The organism is Asticcacaulis sp. (genome assembly GCF_051954415.1).
In the GTDB taxonomy this organism is placed as follows: Bacteria; Pseudomonadota; Alphaproteobacteria; order Caulobacterales; family Caulobacteraceae; genus Asticcacaulis.
On sequence record NZ_JBQCHT010000007.1, the window covers coordinates 1 to 16,734 of the forward strand.

General features: G+C 61.1%; 17 protein-coding genes and 1 tRNA gene. 9 read left to right on the forward strand and 9 right to left on the reverse strand.

Annotated elements, in window-relative coordinates:
• Window positions 1-64 precede the first annotated feature (64 nt).
• Window positions 65-141: transfer RNA gene (locus tag ACTHND_RS01900), tRNA-Met, on the forward strand.
• 224 nt (window positions 142-365) lie between these two features.
• Here the strand turns inward: ACTHND_RS01900 and ACTHND_RS01905 are convergent.
• Complete coding sequence (locus ACTHND_RS01905; protein WP_440175585.1) at window positions 366-3,053, reverse strand: glycoside hydrolase family 3 C-terminal domain-containing protein; 2,688 nt, start codon at window positions 3,051-3,053, stop codon at window positions 366-368.
• 276 nt (window positions 3,054-3,329) lie between these two features.
• Window positions 3,330-4,484 (reverse strand): NAD(P)/FAD-dependent oxidoreductase, encoded by a 1,155-nt coding sequence (locus ACTHND_RS01910; protein WP_440175586.1) that lies wholly within the window; start codon window positions 4,482-4,484, stop codon window positions 3,330-3,332.
• Window positions 4,485-4,641: 157 nt separating this feature from the next.
• Here ACTHND_RS01910 and ACTHND_RS01915 point away from each other — a divergent pair, with 157 nt between their 5' ends.
• The 3 genes from ACTHND_RS01915 (at window position 4,642) to ACTHND_RS01925 (ending at window position 5,798) form a co-directional block, all read left to right on the forward strand.
• Window positions 4,642-4,770, forward strand: a complete 129-nt coding sequence (locus tag ACTHND_RS01915) for an entericidin (protein WP_440175587.1) — start codon at window positions 4,642-4,644, stop codon at window positions 4,768-4,770.
• Window positions 4,771-4,918: 148 nt separating this feature from the next.
• Window positions 4,919-5,044 (forward strand): entericidin, encoded by a 126-nt coding sequence (locus tag ACTHND_RS01920; protein WP_440175589.1) that lies wholly within the window; start codon window positions 4,919-4,921, stop codon window positions 5,042-5,044.
• Between the two features lie 106 nt (window positions 5,045-5,150).
• On the forward strand, window positions 5,151-5,798 hold the full coding sequence (locus tag ACTHND_RS01925; RefSeq protein ID WP_440175590.1) for a hypothetical protein: 648 nt from the start codon (window positions 5,151-5,153) through the stop codon (window positions 5,796-5,798).
• Here the strand turns inward: ACTHND_RS01925 and ACTHND_RS01930 are convergent.
• The gene (locus ACTHND_RS01930; RefSeq protein ID WP_440175591.1) at window positions 5,760-6,794 is read right to left on the reverse strand and encodes an adenosine deaminase; all 1,035 of its coding nucleotides are present in this window, start codon (window positions 6,792-6,794) and stop codon (window positions 5,760-5,762) included. The genes ACTHND_RS01925 and ACTHND_RS01930 overlap by 39 nt on opposite strands.
• A gap of 117 nt (window positions 6,795-6,911) precedes the next feature.
• On the opposite strand from ACTHND_RS01930, the gene ACTHND_RS01935 reads away from it, so the two are divergent.
• Window positions 6,912-7,100 (forward strand): antitoxin, encoded by a 189-nt coding sequence (locus ACTHND_RS01935; RefSeq protein WP_440175592.1) that lies wholly within the window; start codon window positions 6,912-6,914, stop codon window positions 7,098-7,100.
• Entirely contained in the window at window positions 7,090-7,371 is a 282-nt protein-coding gene (locus tag ACTHND_RS01940) for a type II toxin-antitoxin system RelE family toxin (RefSeq protein ID WP_440175593.1), read from the forward strand. The genes ACTHND_RS01935 and ACTHND_RS01940 overlap by 11 nt, the downstream gene beginning before the upstream one ends.
• On the opposite strand, the gene ACTHND_RS01945 is transcribed toward ACTHND_RS01940, so the two are convergent.
• The 5 genes from ACTHND_RS01945 to ACTHND_RS01965 form a co-directional block, all read right to left on the reverse strand.
• On the reverse strand, window positions 7,368-8,663 hold the full coding sequence (locus ACTHND_RS01945; protein WP_440175594.1) for a sugar porter family MFS transporter: 1,296 nt from the start codon (window positions 8,661-8,663) through the stop codon (window positions 7,368-7,370). The genes ACTHND_RS01940 and ACTHND_RS01945 overlap by 4 nt on opposite strands.
• Window positions 8,664-8,721: 58 nt before the next feature.
• Window positions 8,722-10,314: an MFS transporter gene (locus ACTHND_RS01950; RefSeq protein WP_440175596.1), complete on the reverse strand. Its 1,593-nt coding sequence runs from the start codon at window positions 10,312-10,314 to the stop codon at window positions 8,722-8,724.
• Between the two features lie 119 nt (window positions 10,315-10,433).
• Complete coding sequence (locus ACTHND_RS01955) at window positions 10,434-11,864, reverse strand: chloride channel protein (protein ID WP_440175597.1); 1,431 nt, start codon at window positions 11,862-11,864, stop codon at window positions 10,434-10,436.
• Entirely contained in the window at window positions 11,857-12,339 is a 483-nt protein-coding gene (locus tag ACTHND_RS01960) for a MarR family winged helix-turn-helix transcriptional regulator (protein ID WP_440175598.1), read from the reverse strand. The genes ACTHND_RS01955 and ACTHND_RS01960 overlap by 8 nt, the downstream gene beginning before the upstream one ends.
• Before the next feature lie 53 nt (window positions 12,340-12,392).
• Window positions 12,393-13,280, reverse strand: coding sequence for a LysR family transcriptional regulator (locus ACTHND_RS01965; RefSeq protein WP_440175599.1), 888 nt, complete (start codon window positions 13,278-13,280; stop codon window positions 12,393-12,395).
• A 102-nt stretch (window positions 13,281-13,382) separates the two neighbouring features.
• Here ACTHND_RS01965 and ACTHND_RS01970 point away from each other — a divergent pair, with 102 nt between their 5' ends.
• Both ACTHND_RS01970 and ACTHND_RS01975 read left to right on the forward strand, forming a co-directional pair.
• Window positions 13,383-14,294: an NAD-dependent epimerase/dehydratase family protein gene (locus tag ACTHND_RS01970; RefSeq protein WP_440175600.1), complete on the forward strand. Its 912-nt coding sequence runs from the start codon at window positions 13,383-13,385 to the stop codon at window positions 14,292-14,294.
• A 30-nt stretch (window positions 14,295-14,324) separates the two neighbouring features.
• Window positions 14,325-15,080, forward strand: coding sequence for a metallophosphoesterase family protein (locus ACTHND_RS01975; protein WP_440175601.1), 756 nt, complete (start codon window positions 14,325-14,327; stop codon window positions 15,078-15,080).
• Window positions 15,081-15,241: 161 nt separating this feature from the next.
• Here the strand turns inward: ACTHND_RS01975 and ACTHND_RS01980 are convergent, their stop codons facing one another.
• On the reverse strand, window positions 15,242-15,961 hold the full coding sequence (locus tag ACTHND_RS01980; protein ID WP_440175602.1) for an SDR family NAD(P)-dependent oxidoreductase: 720 nt from the start codon (window positions 15,959-15,961) through the stop codon (window positions 15,242-15,244).
• A 197-nt stretch (window positions 15,962-16,158) separates the two neighbouring features.
• Between ACTHND_RS01980 and ACTHND_RS01985 the strand changes: the two genes are divergently transcribed.
• Complete coding sequence (locus tag ACTHND_RS01985; protein WP_440175603.1) at window positions 16,159-16,722, forward strand: TetR/AcrR family transcriptional regulator; 564 nt, start codon at window positions 16,159-16,161, stop codon at window positions 16,720-16,722.
• Window positions 16,723-16,734: the final 12 nt, after the last annotated feature.

Genomic DNA, 16,734 nt, shown 5'->3' on the forward strand with positions numbered 1-16,734 from the left:
GGCCATAAGCCACACAGACAAACGTAAAATGCCGGGCGGCGCTCAAACGCCCGACACTTGGTGACGCGGGGTGGAGCAGCCCGGTAGCTCGTCAGGCTCATAACCTGAAGGTCGTCAGTTCAAATCTGGCCCCCGCAACCATACTAAAAAAGCCCCCGATATGGGGGCTTTTTTAGTTTGGTCACTGGCTTAGACTGAACATATGATGAATGTTTACTCAAAACTGCAGGCGAGCGCGTGTGCGCCATAAACCTGCAGTCCTATGCCGAAGATGCCCGGCGGAGTATTTGTTCCAAAAGAAAAGCCGCAAGGCGGGGCGCAATACCTGCCCTGCGGTTTGTTCGGGAGTAAGACCTGGCTCTTGCCTACGGCGCTACCTCGGTCTCGCCGGTGACGGTCAACGGCAAGGACACGGTCTTCGCGTAGGCCGGCTGGCCGCCGCCCAGGCTGATATCATAACGGCCGGGGAGAACATGGCGAGCGCCCTTATCGTCGACCTGCGACAGGGCGCGGGCATCGAGTGCCAGGCTGACTGTGCGGCTTTCGCCCGCCTTCAGGTGGATGCGCTGGAAGCCCGCGAGAACGGGATTGGCGCTGTCGCCGGGCTTTTTAACGTAGAGTTGCACCACTTCGTCGCTGTCGCGGCCGCCGCTGTTGGTGACCTTGACCTGTGCCGTTACCGCATCGCCGGCCTTGATAGCCGGTGCGGAAAGGGCAGCGTCGTTGTAATCGAAGGTCGTGTAACTCAAGCCGTAACCAAACGGATAGAGGACATCGCCTTTGAAATAGCGATAGGTGCGGCCGGTCATCGAATAATCGGTGAAGGCGGGCAACTGGTCAGCGGATTTATAGAAGGTCACGGGCAGGCGGCCCGCCGGGCTGAAATCGCCTGCCAGGGCGCCGGCCACGGCCGTGCCGCCGTCACCGCCCGGATACCAGGTCTCGACGATCGCGGGCACGTTCGCCTTGGCCCAGTTGATGCCGAGCGCGCTGCCGTTCATAAGAACCAGGACGACGGGCTTGCCGGTGGCCGAGACGCGTTCCAGCAGTTTTTGCTGCGGCGCGGGCAGGTCCAGGCTGGTGCGGTCGCCACCGGCGAAACCCGCCGCCTCGACCTTCATCTCCTCGCCCTCGATACGTGCCGACAGGCCGCCGACAAAGACCACCGCGTCGGCCTGTTTGGCGGCCGCCACGGCGTCATCGCCATTATTGGTTGGCGTGCTCCATACCAGGCGCTGGTTGCCGGTGGCATCGCGCTGGAAGGCTTCGATCCTGATGGGATAGATGGTGCCGGCTTTCAGGGTGACCTTGCCGGAAGCGATCGACGGTGCATCGCCGACGCCCCATTCATCGACGATCAGCTTGTCGCCGATCCAGATGCGGTAGCCGTTTTCGCTGGCATAACGGAAGCTGTATTCGCCGTCCTGCGGCGCCTTGATATAGCCGGTGAAGCGCGCCGAACTGTCCTTGTCGACCGCGCTCCAGCTTGCCGTCGCATTGGCCACGGTCTGGGTCGATGCGGGGGAGCCTGAAGGCTCATGCGTGGTGAACCATTCGGCCTTCAGGCCCTGTTTCGCACATCTGGCATCGAGGCACAGGGCGTCATCCGGCACCGGCGGCTGGGCCTGGCCGATCAGCCCGGTGCCTTCGGCATAGATGATCTTCGCGTTGGGGAAGCGGGCGCGGAGGCCATCGAGCACGGTCACCGGCGCGGTTGGGCGGCCGTAATAGTTGCCGACGAGCGTGTCGTAGCTGTCGGCGTTGGGGCCGATCACCGCGATGGTTTTGATGGCATCGTTAAACGGCAGCAGATTGTTGTCGTTCTTGAGGAGGACGATGGATTCCTGGGCGATTTTGAGCGCCGTGGCACGGTGTTCCGGCGTGTTGTAATCGGCCGGCGTGATGCTGGCATAGGGCGAGGCCGAGACCGGGTCCATCAGGCCCAGGCGGTAGCGCGCGGTGAACAGGCGTTCCAACGCCCTGTCGACGACATCCTGCGGCAAAAGGCCGGACTTGACGGCGGCGACGATGTTTTCCGGCTCGGTCGTCATATTGTTGCGGTAGTCGCCGCAGATCAGGTCCATGCCGGCCTTGAAGGCCACGGCCACAGCTTCGGGCGCGGTTTTCGTGTAGTGCAGGCTGTCCTGGCGATAGATATTGGCGGCCGCGCCGCAATCGGAAACGACATAGCCCTTGAAGCCCCAGTCGCCGCGCAGGTGCTTCTGCATCAGTTCGGTGCTGGCGCAGGCCGGCACGTCATAGAGGGCATTGTAGGCGCACATCACCGATTGCACCTGGCCCTGGGTCACGGCGGCGCGGAAGGCCGGCAGGTAGGTGTCTTCGAGGTCATGGGCCGACGGCTTCATGTCCTGCTGATGGCGACCTTCCTCAGGGCCGCTGTGGACGGCGAAGTGCTTGGCGGTGGCGATCACGCGCGGATGGGCCGGGTCGTCACCCTGCAGGCCGGTGATATAGGCGACGCCCATGCGGCCGGTCAGGAAGGGGTCTTCGCCATAGGTTTCCTGGCCGCGGCCCCAGCGCGGATCGCGGAAAATGTTGATATTGGGCGACCAGACGGTCAGGCCGCGATAAAAGTCGGTGCCGCCGTTGGCATGGACGCGTTCGGCATATTTGGCGCGAAACTCGATCGAAACCGTGGTGCCGACCGTGTGCATCAGGTCCGGATCCCACGAGGCCGCCATGCCGATGGCCTGGGGGAAGACGGTGGCGATGCCGGCGCGCGCCACGCCGTGCAGACCTTCGTTCCACCAGTTGTATTCGGGCACGTTCAGGCGCGGGATGGCCGGTGCGATATGGCCCAGTTGCTGTGCCTTCTCATCGAGCGTCATGCGGCCGATCAGGTCACGGGCGCGCGCTTCAGGAGACAGGGTGGCATCGGTGAAAGGGCAGGGGGCATCCTGGCAGGCTGCGGGCGTTTGCGGTGCGGCGGTGGCCGGCGAAACGACCAGCATGGTCGCGGTGAGCGCGGTAGTAAGGGCGAAGGGCGCGGCCGACATAAGCCAGCGCACCGCACGAGGGGCGATCGGTTTCATGGCATTTCCTCTTGCAACAAGGCGCATCTGACGGCGCAATATGTTAGCGGTATCAACGAAACCGGCCTCGCGTCAAGAGGACGGTGGTAGCTATGCTGGTCTTATTATGGCGAAGGGGGCGCTGGCGTCGTGCCAGTGACGCCTGATAATTAAGTTTTACGAGACTGATGCTTCATGTCCAGCGACATGCAATTGAAAAGATTATTGTAAGGAGGAACCCCAGCATTTCGCCAGCTCTGCGACCGACGCGCATTTGCGCGTTGGGGGTGGGGTTGCTTACTTGCCTGATATTGCCCGTGCCGCCGCAACCGCGGTCGAGAAACAGGCCTGCAGGAGATAGCCGCCGGTGGGCGCTTCCCAGTCGAGCATTTCCCCGACTGCATAGACACCCGGCAAAGCCTTTAGTTCAAAATCCGGCGTCAGGGCCTCAAACCGGATACCGCCGGCGGAGGAGATGGCGCGTTCCAGTCCCTGCACGCCGGTCAGGCGCACCGTTACCGTCTTGAAGTCCGCGCCTGGCTTTTCATGCACGAGGGCAATGGCTGCCGGCGACAGGTTGAGCGCCTTGCGCAGGCGGTTACTCAGGGAATCCTTAGGCGAGGCACGTTTCAGCTTGTTGATCGCCTGGTCGGCTGACAGGTCGGGGCGCAGGTCGATGACCAGATCAGCATGTCCGTCCTCCGCAATGGCGTCGCGCAAGGCCGCGCTGAGGGCATAAATGGCGCCCCCCTCAAGCCCGGTGCGGGTCAGCATCAGTTCGCCCTTCACTTCACGGCCGGCGAATTTAACGGCGATATTCTTCAGCGGCTCACCAGCGAATTTGTTGGCGAAATGCGCGCTCCATGCGGTCTGGAAACCGACATTGGCCGGCTGAAAAGGGGCGATCTCAACGCCCCTGTTCGCCAGCAAACCGGTCCAGCCGCCATCACCGCCCAGCCTGGGCCAGCTTGCCCCGCCCAGTGCCAATATGGTCGCTGCCGGTGTTACCCGCACATCGTCATTGAACAAAAGCGCCCCGTCCTGCCACCCGCGCCACTCATGCCGGGTATGCAGAACCACACCCTGCGCCTCCAGCCGTTTCAGCCAGGCGCGCAGCAGGGGGGAGGCCTTCATGGCTTTCGGAAATACCCGCCCCGATGTGCCGACAAAGGTCTCAGAGCCCAGCCCATCGGCCCAGGTACGCAGGTCTTTCGGCGTAAAGGCATCCAGCGCTGGCTTCAACAGAGGGGCGCGCTTGCCGTAGCGGGTGACAAAGCGCTCGAACGGTTCGGAATGGGTCAGGTTCAGCCCGCCGCGCCCGGCCATCAGCAATTTGCGCGCCACCGAGGGCATACGGTCGTAGATTTCCACCTGCTTTCCGGCGGCACTTAAAATCTCGGCGGCCATCAGCCCAGCCGGGCCGGCGCCAATAATGACAATCGGGTCTTTCATAGGAGGCCTCTTAACCTTTTACGGCCGGATGCGCCATGTCTGCCGGATGTCGCCATGATTTTATCCATAAGACGCGCTCATTGAATCCTTATGCGCAAAACTCAATTCTGACCTTACGTGGCGCCTGATGCCACCTAATCTGAGAAGGATATATGACATGAAGCGCCTCGCATTGTTTACCGTTATCGCCATCCTGCCGATCCTGGCCGCCTGCCATACCATTCAGGGCGCCGGCGAAGACGTGACCGCCGTTGGCAAGGGCATGGAAAGCGCCGCCAGCAACTAAGACTTTCCGGATCGTGAAAAGCCTGTGCCCGTGACACCGCGTGTCATGGGCACTTTGCTGTCAGGCTCTTTGCAGGTCCGCGGATTTCCCGTAAATTCGCCGCAATTGCGAGTCAGGCTCGCAAGCTGTTCAATCTGAGGAATACACCATGAAACGTCTCGCCCTGGTCGCTGTTATTGCCCTTCTGCCCGTGCTGTCCGCCTGCCATACCATTCAGGGTGTCGGCAAGGATATCACCGCCGTCGGCAAGGGCATGGAAGACGCGACGCACTGATCATGAACCGCCGCGCTTCCGTAATGCCCGCAAGCGCGGCCACACACGTTATGGTGTTTAAGGACGCGTCCCGGTATAATGACCGGATGTTTGCGGATGCGGCATAATGACCTTCAGGCGTTTTATCCTCTGGCTGGGTGAAAGACTGGTCGAGTGGCAGTTGGCGATTGCCCTGCTGTTGGCGGTAAAATTCCTGCTGCCTGTATCCGCCCAGAGCTATGTCGATTTCGACTCATTTGTTGCCGGGATGCGCGAAACCCTGGGCAATAATCTCGCTGATGCCGCCTTCATGACGCAGACCTTCATGAATGGCGACTGGGGACTTTACTGGGCCAATGCCTGGCGCGCGGGCGGCTGGATCATCGGCCTGCATATCTATCTGCAGGGGCTATACCTCTTTACCTCGCTGCTGGCGCGCCAGATTGCGCCGGACTATCCGGTGCGCGGCAGCCTGATCGCCTGGATGGTCAGTTTCGCCGTGTTGTGTGGTCTTTATTATCAATACCGCGATCCGGGCAGTCTGCGTCTGGCCTTTTGTCTGTTGGTTGGCGGCGGCCTGGCCGTAACCGCCAGCGCCGCTTTCGGATCGCTGCTCACCACACCCGCCAGGCCGGTTACGCGCCGGACCTATTCACCCCTTCCACCCGGCCCGGTGTTAGAGGATGCGCCGCCGGAATTGCCCGATGATCTGCCGACCGTGGCGGAAGCGGTGCCGTCAGTGTTCCGCCGCGAACGCCTCTATTTCAGCGATTAAGTCCGCTTTCCGCTCATTACTCAGGAAAGACCCGGTGATCGAATTACGCGCCAGGGTCAGGCAATCCCCGCGGTCGATCAGGCCGCGACGGGTCAGGCTGAGGAAATTGTCGTTCACATAACCGCCGAAATAGGCCGGATCGTCGGAATTGATCGTGGCGCGCAGGCCTTTTTTCAGCATGTCGGGAATCGGGTGGTCGTCGAGATCCTTCACCACGCACAGCTTGTGATTGGAGAGCGGGCAGACCGTCAATGTCAGGCCCTCACGGACGATATGCCTGACGAGTACAGGATCTTCCAGTGAACGGTTGCCGTGGTCGATGCGATCGATATGCAGGATATCCAGCGCCTCATAAACGTAGGCCGGCGGGCCTTCTTCGCCGGCGTGGGCGCAGAGCATCAACCCCAGTTCCTTCGCTTTGGCGAAGACATTGGCAAACTTTGATGGCGGGTGGCCGACCTCGGAGCTATCCAGCCCAACGCCGATGATCTTATCGAGATACGGCACAGCCATGGCCAGGCTCTCAAAGGCGGCCTCTTCGGACAGGTGGCGCAGGAAGCTGTGGATCAGCGACACCGACAGACCCAGCGCTTCGGCGTCCTTGGCCGCGCGGCTCAGGCCCTCGATGACATAGCTATAAGAAATGCCGCGATCGGTGTGGGTCTGCGGATCAAAGAATATCTCGGCGTGGCGGACATTATCAGCCGCCGCCCGGCGGAAATAGGCCATGGCGAGGTCATAGAAGTCTTGCTCGGTGCGCAGCACATTGGCGCCCGTATAATAGATATCGAGGAAATCCTGCAGATTGGAAAAGTCATAGGCGGCACGCAGCTCTTCGACCGATGCGTAGGGCAGGTCGATGCCGTTGCGCTGCGCCAGCCCGAACATCAGCTCCGGCTCCAGAGAGCCCTCGATATGCAAGTGCAGTTCGGCCTTGGGCAATCTGGCGACAAAGGCATCGAGCGTGGTGTCGGATATTGAAGGGTTGTTTGTCATCTTGAATTTATCTAAATTTAGCGCTAAATACAGGTCTTAATTTAGAGGGAGCGAACCGTGGCGAGTGCAATTCTGTCGACTATGACTGCCAGCATATCTGAACTCAAGAAGAATCCGATGGCAACGGTTGATACCGGTGAGGGGGGCGCCGTGGCTATCCTCAATCATAATACGCCGGCCTTTTATTGTGTGCCCGCAGCGCTTTACGAAGTCATGATGGATCGCCTCGAAGACCTGGAACTGAATGCCATGGCTGATGCGCGTCAGGGGCAAAAAGTCATCAAGGTCTCGTTTAATGACCTATGAACTGGCCTTACTTGACGAAGCCTTGAAGGAATGGCGCAAGCTGGACGCGAATACCCGCCAGCAATTCAAGAAAAAACTGGCGGAACGACTGGAAAACCCGCACGTACCTGCGGCCAAGCTCAGCGGGGCCAAAGACCGTTACAAGATCAAGCTGGCGAGTATTGGTTACCGTTTGGTCTATGAAGTCCGTGACAGCGAAATCCTGATTTTGGTGATTGCCGTTGGTCGACGTGATCGGAGTGCTGTTTATAAAGCCGCTGACCAGCGTTAGAGCGCCTTTTCCATATCTTCCAGTTCGACGCCCTTGGTTTCGGGGAAGAACTTCGACACTACGATAAACTGGATCAGGGTCGCCGCTGCGAAAACGGCGAAGGGCAGGGCCCTGGTATGGGCGGCCACCAGCGGAAAGACGGCCGAGATGACGGCGTTGACGATCCAGTGGGTGGCGCTGCCGAGCGATTGGCCGCGCGCTCGCACCGGCGTCGGGAAAATCTCCGCCAGATAGACCCAGATCACCGCACCTTGAGATGCCGCGAACGAAACGATGAACAGGATCAGCAGGGCCAGCAGGAAGCCTTGCCCTTGCCCGGTGGCCATGATGACGGTCACGCCGGCGAGCGCCGCCACCATGCCGATCGCGCCCGTGGTCAGCAGTTTCTTGCGGCCGAAGCGATCGATCAGTGCCATGCCGAGCAGGGTGGCGGCCAGGTTGGCGCCGCCCACGGCCACACTTTGCAGGTCGGCCGAGACCGCGCTGAAGCCCGCGGCGGCGAAGATATCGTTGAGATAATAGAGAATGGCGTTGATACCGGTGAACTGATTGAACAGGGCCAGCAGGATGGCGAAAATGATCGGCTTCTTGTGCCTGGACCAGCTCAGCCTGCCCTGGCCAATATCGGATGTCTGGAAATCGGCGATCGTGGCGGCGGTATCGCTAATGCCCAGTTGTGTCAGGCTTTTGACCGCCTCGTCGATGCGGCCCTTGGCCACCAGCCAGCGCGCGCTCTGGCCGATAGTGAACAGCAGCAGGAAGAAGGCACCAGCGGGCAGGGCGGCCAGGCCGAGTTTCCAGCGCCAGGCCGACGCATCCGTAATCATCTGGCCGACGAGATAGTTGCTCAGATAGGCCAGCAGGATACCGAAGACGATATTGAACTGGAACAGGCCGACCAAGGCGCCACGTCGTTCGGCCGGCACGATCTCGGAAATATAGACCGGCGCCAGTACCGAAGACCCGCCGATGGCGAGGCCCAGGATAAAGCGCGAGACGACAAACAGGGAAAGCGAAGGCGACAGTGCGCAGCCCAGCGAGGCGGCGATATACATGAGGCCGATGATCCGCAGCGCGTCGCGTCCGCCGATGGCATCGCCCAGCCGGCCCATGAACAGGGCGCCAAAGAAGGTGCCCCACAGGGCGACGGAGACAGCCAGGCCCAGCCCCTGGTCATCGAGGTGATAGACATCGCGCAGGGCGTGGGTGACGCCGGAAATCACGGCGGTATCGAATCCGAACAAAAGTCCGGCCAAACTGGCGATCACGACCGCCTTCAGATTCAGACGCATATCACTCCCCAATGTAATTCTTATTTTGAATTACATTAAGCGAGGATGCGGGATCGCGCTACTTCTTTTGCGGGCGTTCCAGTTGGCGCAGGTCGAGGCCCTTGGTTTCGGTGCCGTATTTGACGAACAGCCCCAGGGTGACGACAATCGGCAAGATGATCATGCCGGCCGCAATCCCGAGCGGCGGCACCAGGGCGGTGATGCTCAGGGTCTGGGCCAGCACGCCGCCGCCCTTGGTGCAGGCGGCAATCCAGCCGGTGGCGCGGCCGCGGATTGCCAGGGGGTAGCTTTCCGACGCATAGGGCAGAAGGATGGCCAGGATGCCGTTCGAGCCGATGATCAACAGCGCGATCGGCAGGACCGGACTGCCGCCCTTGCCGGTTTCCAGCAGCAGCACCCAGATCAGCCCGGCAAGCGTAATGGTGACCATAGTGGTGAAGGCCCATTTGGTGCTCCACTGGCTGTAGATCCAGGTGCAGACAAAAACGGTCGGGAAGGCGATCAGCGACGATTCGGCCAGCAGTTTCGATGACAGGGCCATGGAATAACCCTTGGCCACCAGATCATTGGGCAGCCACAGGAGCAGGCCGAAATTGATCAGGCCCCAGGCCAGCGCCGCGATGGTCAGAGCGGCCGTCTTGCCGATCAGGCCCGGTGTCCACAGTTTCGGCTCGGTACCATCGTGCTTTGAATGGTGGTGCGCGAAGGTGTCGTCGGTATCTTCCTCGTTCTCCGCCAGCTTGTGGCTGACCGTGCCAAAGCGCGCCATGATCTTGTGCGCTTCCTCATCGCGGCCGCGCGACAGCAGGAATTTGGCCGATTCGGGGATCATTCCGCCCATCAGGATCAGGATGAGGCCAGTTGGCAGATTGATCAGCCACAGGATGCGCCACGAGAAGGTCGGCACCAGCAGATACGAAAAGCCCGACGCGGCGAAATAGCCACCGACCGCGCCGAGGCCGCCGACCAGCACCAGTGCCCAGCCGCGATGGCGCGACGGCATGGTTTCGGCCAGCAGGGCGTAGGTGACCGGCAACATACCGCCGGCGCCGGCGCCCATCAGGAAGCACATGATCTCGTTCCACAACAGCGACGGCATGGCGCCGCAGATCGAAGTGCCGACGAAGACCACCGCGGACAGCAGGATTGATGCCTTGCGGCCGTAAATATCAGCGATGATGCCCCACAGGATCGAGCCCGTGACCGTGCCGATCAGGGCGAAAAAGGGCACAAGCGAGGCTTCCGCCTTGCTGACGCCGTATTCCTTGATCAGGCCCGGCATGACAAACCCAAGCGAGGCGGGCTTCATGACATCGATAATCAGGGCCACGACCAGAACCAGCATCAGCAGGGCGTGGGCGGGACCGAGCCTGGCGTCCTCCGGCGCGGCGACAGCGATGCGCGCTGCCGACTTGACCTGTGCGTCGACGCCTTTGGGCAGCAGGCCATAGGCGGCAATACCGATGCCGGCGACGATCAGGAACATGCCGAACAACATGCTGTTGTCCATCGGCATCCCGGCCAGGGCGAACCCCATGTCCTTGCCCATCCAGAACATCGGCAGGTGCAGCAAAACGCCGATGGTGACGCATACGCAGCCCAGTCCGAACGCCCACACGCCGCGTCTGTCGAGAAATACCTTGGCGTCCATATGCCTCTTGCCCCGGATTGTTTTCTTTAAGGCATACGCAGAATTTTGCGGAAATAAAGCTTTAAATTCATAAGCTTCGCAAAAATTGCTTACATTAAATTGTTGCTACGTTGGTGCGTTCAAGGTTGTGCCGGGGTTTGCGGGCCATACGCCGTATATTCCGACGGCACATGGTGGCCCCGCCGGACCAGCTTTTCCGTCATGATGGTGGTTTTCATGACGAAGGCCGAGACCATGAAGGCGGTGCAGCAGCCAGCCAGAAGCGGCAGCAGGGTGTTGATCTGCTGCGTCACTTCCAGAGCGAACAGCACCGATGCGAAGAGGGCGCGGGATGCCCCGGCGAAGCAGGCGGCCATGCCGACCAGTCCGGCCATGCGCAGGTCAATGCCCAGCGATGGCAGCACTGCCTCGAACATCTGCGCGGTCAAAACCCCCAGTCCGCCGCCGATGGTGAAAATGGGCGCAAGCGTCCCGCCGGATGTCCCGCTGCCGAGCGCGATCGACCAGGCGATGAATTTCAGCAGGCAGAAGGTGAGCAGGGCGATGCCGAGGAAGTTGCCGCTTAAGATTCGGTCGATATTATCGTAGCCGACGCCCATGACGCGCGGTTCCCACAGGCCGATCAGCCCGACAACCAGGCCGCCGATGGCCGGCCACCACATCCAGTGGATCGGCAAGCGTTCAAACAGATCCTCAATCAGGTAGGTCGATTTGGCGATGACGACAGCGAACAGGCCCATGATGACGCCAAGGGCAGCGTAGCCGATCAAAGCCATAGGCGAAGCCGGGGCGAAGGTGGCGATATGGAACAACAGGTCGGTGCCGAAGAAGAAGGGCCGCAGCATGATGGCGGTCAGGGCCGACAGGGCGATGGGGATAAAGGAGCGCGGCCGAAACTCGAAGACCAGCAGTTCAATGGCCAGCAGGATGGCGGAAAACGGTGTGCCGAAGATGGCGGTCATGCCTGCCGCGGCGCCGGCGGCCAGCAGGGTTTTCCGTTCATGTGCCGTGACATGGATCACCTGGCCGAGCAGGGAGCCGAGTGCGCCGCCAGTGGCGATGATCGGACCTTCGGCGCCGAATGGGCCGCCGGTGCCGATGGCGATGGCGGCGGACAGCGGCTTGAGGAAGGTCATGCGCACCGGAATGCGGCTGTCATTGGTCAGGAGCTGCTCCATCGCTTCCGGGATACCGTGGCCGCGAATGGCCTTGGCGCCGTAACGCGCCATCAGGCCGACGATCAGCGAGCCGATCACTGGTACGGCGATCACGAACAGGCCGAGATTATGCCCGGCGGGCGAGACAAGATCAAAACCCACGCGCTGATAAAAGGCCAGGTTGGTGATCAGGCCGATCAGCGCCATCAGGCCGCGTGCGATCGGCGTCATGATGAGGGCCAGACCGATGCACAGGACGCCTATCAGCAGGCTGCGGCGGTCAAGCGCGCGCGGATGGCGTTCGACATCGGCCTTTTCGAGGACCGGACCGATCCCCAGCGAAATCGGCAGGCCGGGCGTGGTGGAGGCGTTCTTTATTTCGTGGTCACTCATCAGGGGTACTCTTGTCTTCAAAGAAGAAGCGGGCGGGATGTTCGTTCAGGTGCGCGGCTTCGATCAGCGCATTCAGGCCAGCGGCCAGTTTTTCCAGAGTCGGAGGCGGCAGGTTGGCGACCGCCTGCATCAGCTTTTCGTGGGCGCTGACCGGGCTGGTTGTGAGCGCCGCCTGGCCGGCCTCGGTCAGGTAGAGCTCGACGCGGCGGCCATCGGTGGCGGCACGCGCCCGGCGGATCAGGCCGCGCGTTTCCAGGCGGGTGACGATTTCGGACACCGTGCTCTGGTGGGTGAAGGTCGCGGCGGCCAGTTCATTGACTGACAGGCCCTCATGCGTCTGGATGCGTTTGAGTACCAGCAGTTGCGCGGCGGTGAGGCCGGTTGCCTGTTCGCTGTGCGTGGCCGACTGGCGCAGGGCCTGGACGATTCGCCGCAGGGAATCCATGACGATTTGCGGATCGGTGGGCGAGGACATAGATATATCGGCTCCAATATATTGGCTCCCATATACTTTGTCGACTGCCCTGTCTAGGCCCTTGCGCCAAGAAGGGCCGTCAGGCGGCCGGCCAGGAAATCGGCAACGCGGCGAATGCGGGCATTGGTGCGCACCTCCTCGTGCATGACCAGCCAGACGGGCAGGGCGGGCAGGGCCATGCCGAGGTCGAGTTTTTCAAGGTTCGGCTGCACACCGGCCAGCAGGTCTTGCGCGAACCCTATCCCGGCGCCGGCCAGCAACAGGTGCCAACACACCATCTGGTCGTCGGTGCGCACGGGGAACTGGTGACGCGTCACCGGATACCCCATGGCGGCATAGCCTTTGATAATGTCGTCAGCCCGATCGAAGCCAATGACATCGTGATTGAGTATGTCCAGCATGGTATCCGGCCGGCCCTTGCGCGCCAGATAGTCCCTGGTGGCATAGACTCCCAGCGGCGTGTCTCCCAGCTTACGGGCGATCAGGGCATTCTGTGTTGGGTTAAACATGCGCAGGGCGATATCGGCATCGCGGCGCAGGAGATTTTGCGAGGCGTCGGAGGCGACGATCTCGACCTGGATCAGCGGCTCCTCACGTCTCAGGTCGGCGATGATCGGCGGCAGGATCAGGTTGGACACGACCACCGAAGCGGTGAGGCGCACCGTGCCGCTCAGGGTCTCGGCCTTGCCCTGCGCCTTGAGCGCCAGGCTTTGCGCGGCACGGCCCATTTCGCGGGCATCATCCACCAGGCCGAGCGCGGCCTCGGTGGGGGCCAGGCCCTTGACCGAACGGCGGAAAAGCGGTGTGCCGATGGCGGTTTCCAGTTGCCTGATGTGACGGCTCAGGGTCGGCTGAGTGGCGCCGATCCGCGCGGCCGCCGCAGACAGTGATCCGGTATCGACTACGGCGAGAAAGGCGCGAAGCAGGGTCCAGTCGAGCATATCATTCTATCCATATTTGAATATTTATAATCTAAATATCGGCAATTTATATGCGTAATTAAATGGAATAAATCTCATCCTGTCAATGCAAGGAGAGATGACATGAAGACGGTTCTGGTTCTGGGCGCCAATGGCGGTATCGGCAAGGTGGTGGCGCGGGCCTTTCTCGATAAGGGCTGGCGGGTGCTGGGCCTGGTGCGCGCCGGCAAGACGGCGGGCGAGGGGATCATCCCGATTCATGCCGACCTGTTCGACGCGGCAGCGGTGGCAAGGGCCACGGGGCCGGTCGATCTGGTGTTCAATGGCCTGAACGTCCCCTATCCGGTCTGGGCGGAAAAGGCCCTGCCGACCTATACTGCCGCGGCCGATATCTGCGAGGCGCTGAATGCCCGCCAGATCTATCCCGGCAGCGTCTATAATTTCGGCTCGTCCATGCCGCCGGTCCTGACGCCGCAGACGCCCTTCGCGGCCGATACGCTGAAAGGCCGTATCCGGGTCTCGATCGAAGCCCTGTTCCGTGAACGCGCTCAGGCCGAGCGCCTGCGTACCATCGTCATCCGTGCCGGTGATTTTTTTGGCAGCGAGGCGCCGATGAGTTGGATGGGGGCGCTGGTGGCGAAAGACCTCGGCAAGGGCCGGATTGTCACGCCGGGTAAAAGGACGACTATCCATGCCTGGGCCTTTCTGCCTGATCTGGCGGCGACGATCGTCAAACTGGCCGAGGTTGAAACCACGCTTGGCGCCTATGAGGTCTTCCACTTCGAAAGCCACAATGTCTCGGCGAAGCGGCTGGCTGAGGCGGCGAGGTTTGCCCTGGGACGCAAGGTGACGGTGGGTCATATGCCGCGCATTATGTTTTCGCTGATTGCCCTGCTTGATCCCTTCATGCGGGCGGCGCTGGAAATGCTCTATCTGTGGGATGTGCCGCACGCGCTGGAAGAACCGCGCCTGGCCGAGGTGATCGGAGAGGTGCCGCGCACGCCGCTTAGTGAAGCCATGAAGACTTTACTTTGAAACCGGCTGACCCTTGCCTATATAGGGCGCATGACCTCCCGCATTGCACAATTGACCTACGCTATCGGCGATATCCACGGTTATGACGACCTGTTCGGCCAAATGATCGAGCGAATCCGGGCTGACGCGGAAGGGCTGGGTGAGCGGCCGCGCATTGTCCTGCTGGGGGATTATGTCGATCGTGGGCCGGCCTCGCGCCAGGTTCTGGATCGGGTCGGGCATCTGCTGGCGGCGGACTGGTGCGATGTGGTGGCGCTGATGGGTAATCACGAGGAAGCCCTGCTGCGCTTCCTCGATGAGCCTGAATTTGGCGATACCTGGCGCGACTGGGGCGGGGCGGCGACGCTCGATTCCTACGGCGTGGTCATGCCCTATATGGCGCGGTCCATGGAAATCTGGGAAGAGGTCAGCCGCCGGTTCGCGGCGAAGGTCGATCCGGCGCATCTGGACATGCTGCGCGCCATGCCGTCATCCTTCCAGTCGGATGACTACCTGTTCGTCCACGCCGGCGTTGATCCGGACCGGCCGCTCGCGGAGCAGGACGGCGGCACCTTCATGTATATCCGTGGGCGATTCCTGCGCGCCGCTCAGGCGTGTGACTATGTGGTGGTGCATGGCCATTCGCCGCACAAGGTGCCGGCCAATACGCGCTGGCGGATAGGGATCGATACCGGCGTTTATTACAGCGGCGTCCTGACGGCGATGCGTCTGCGCGGCGCGGAACGTGAGTTGATACAGGTCCAGCGGGAGATGGATTTGGATCGTCCGTCACCGGTGTTCTTCTAAGGTTTTGCCACAGATGTCACAGATGGGCACAGATTTCTTTGCATAAAACCAAAGACAGCGCCGTGCCGCATTCTAAAGGCGCGAAGCTCAATCTGTGCCCATCTGTGACATCTGTGGCTGTCCTTTAAAAAATAGCCGGGCTTGCGCCCGGCCTTAGTCGTTTAGCCTTCACCGGCCAGGGCCGTATCGAGTGTCTTGCCGTCCGTGGCCCAGAGATGGCCTATCTGCAAGGCGACCGGATCGGGGAAGATATAGGTCTCATTGGCGGCGATGCCCTTGACGATCTGTTCGGCGGCGTGTTCCGGCGTGGCTTTCTGCATCGGAATGTCCTTGGCCAGATCGGTATCGATCGGGCCGGGATAGATGCCGAGCACCTTGATGCCGGAGCCTTTGAGCGTGACGCGCAGGGTCTGGGTCAGGGATTGCAGGGCGGCCTTGGAGGCGGAATAGCCGGCTAGGCCTGGCGCCGAGGTCAGGCCGACGACACTAATGACATTGGCGATGGTGCCGGACTTGCGCGCCTCAAACACCGGCGTGAAGGCGCGGATGATGCGCAGGGTGCCGTAATAGTTGGTGTCCATGTCGCCATTGATCAGTTCAATCGGGCTTTCGATGAAGTTGGCGAAGACGGCGGTGCCGGCATTATTGAGCAGGATATCGGTGTCGCTGGCAGCTTTTGCAGCCGCATCGACTGACGCCTGGTCAGTGATATCCAGTTGCAGCGGCACGACGCGGGCGTCACCGAAATCGGGCAGTGAGCCCAGACGGCGGGCGCCGGCGTAAATCTTCTTAACATCGGTCTTGAGCAGTTCGCGGACAGTGGCGGCGCCGATGCCGCGGTTTGCGCCGGAAACGAGGACAACTTGATTAGCGTAGGACATGACGAACTTCCTTTTGTGAATAGCCGTCGGTTCAGGCGGCAGGTGAGCCTCGCGCCAAAAAGTGGTTTGCCACTTTTTGGGTAAAACGTGAGACGTTCTTAAATATGTAAACCGATCTGTTTACATCGCCATAGGTAAACAGATTGGTTTACATTGTCAAGCGGACGTGATAGAAAATTTTTCAAGGAGACTTTGTCATGGCCGACACCGCCACGCCCACCAAGAAGCAGGAGATCATCGCCCAGGCCTATGATGCCTTCTATGACGGCGGCTTTCATGCCACCGGAATAGACACGGTCATGGCTAACAGCGGCATTTCCAAGCGCACCCTCTACAAGTACTTCCCCTCCAAGGAAGACCTGATCGAGGCGGTGCTGGACCAGTATGGCGAGGATACCGACACCTATCTTTTCCAGCCGGCGCTGGCGCGCAGCGGTGATCCGCGGGAGCAGATCCTGGCCCTGTTCGATGTGCGCCGTGAGATGATGGAGCGTACCTGCCGGGGATGTCTGGCGATGAAGGCGGGCCAGGAATATATCGGCAAGCATGAAGGCATTACCGCACGGGGGCGGGCGGCTTCGGAATATGTCGAAGGCCGTTTTATCGAGCTGTGCGAGAAGGCCGGCCTTGCCAATCCGCTGGACACCGGCCGGCAGATCGGCCTGCTGTTCCAGGGGGCGGCCCTGACCGCCCAGATGCAGCAGAAGCCATCGGTTTTCGAGACGGCTAAAAAGGCGGTTCATATCCTGCTTGCGGCCTGATCGGCCTTCACC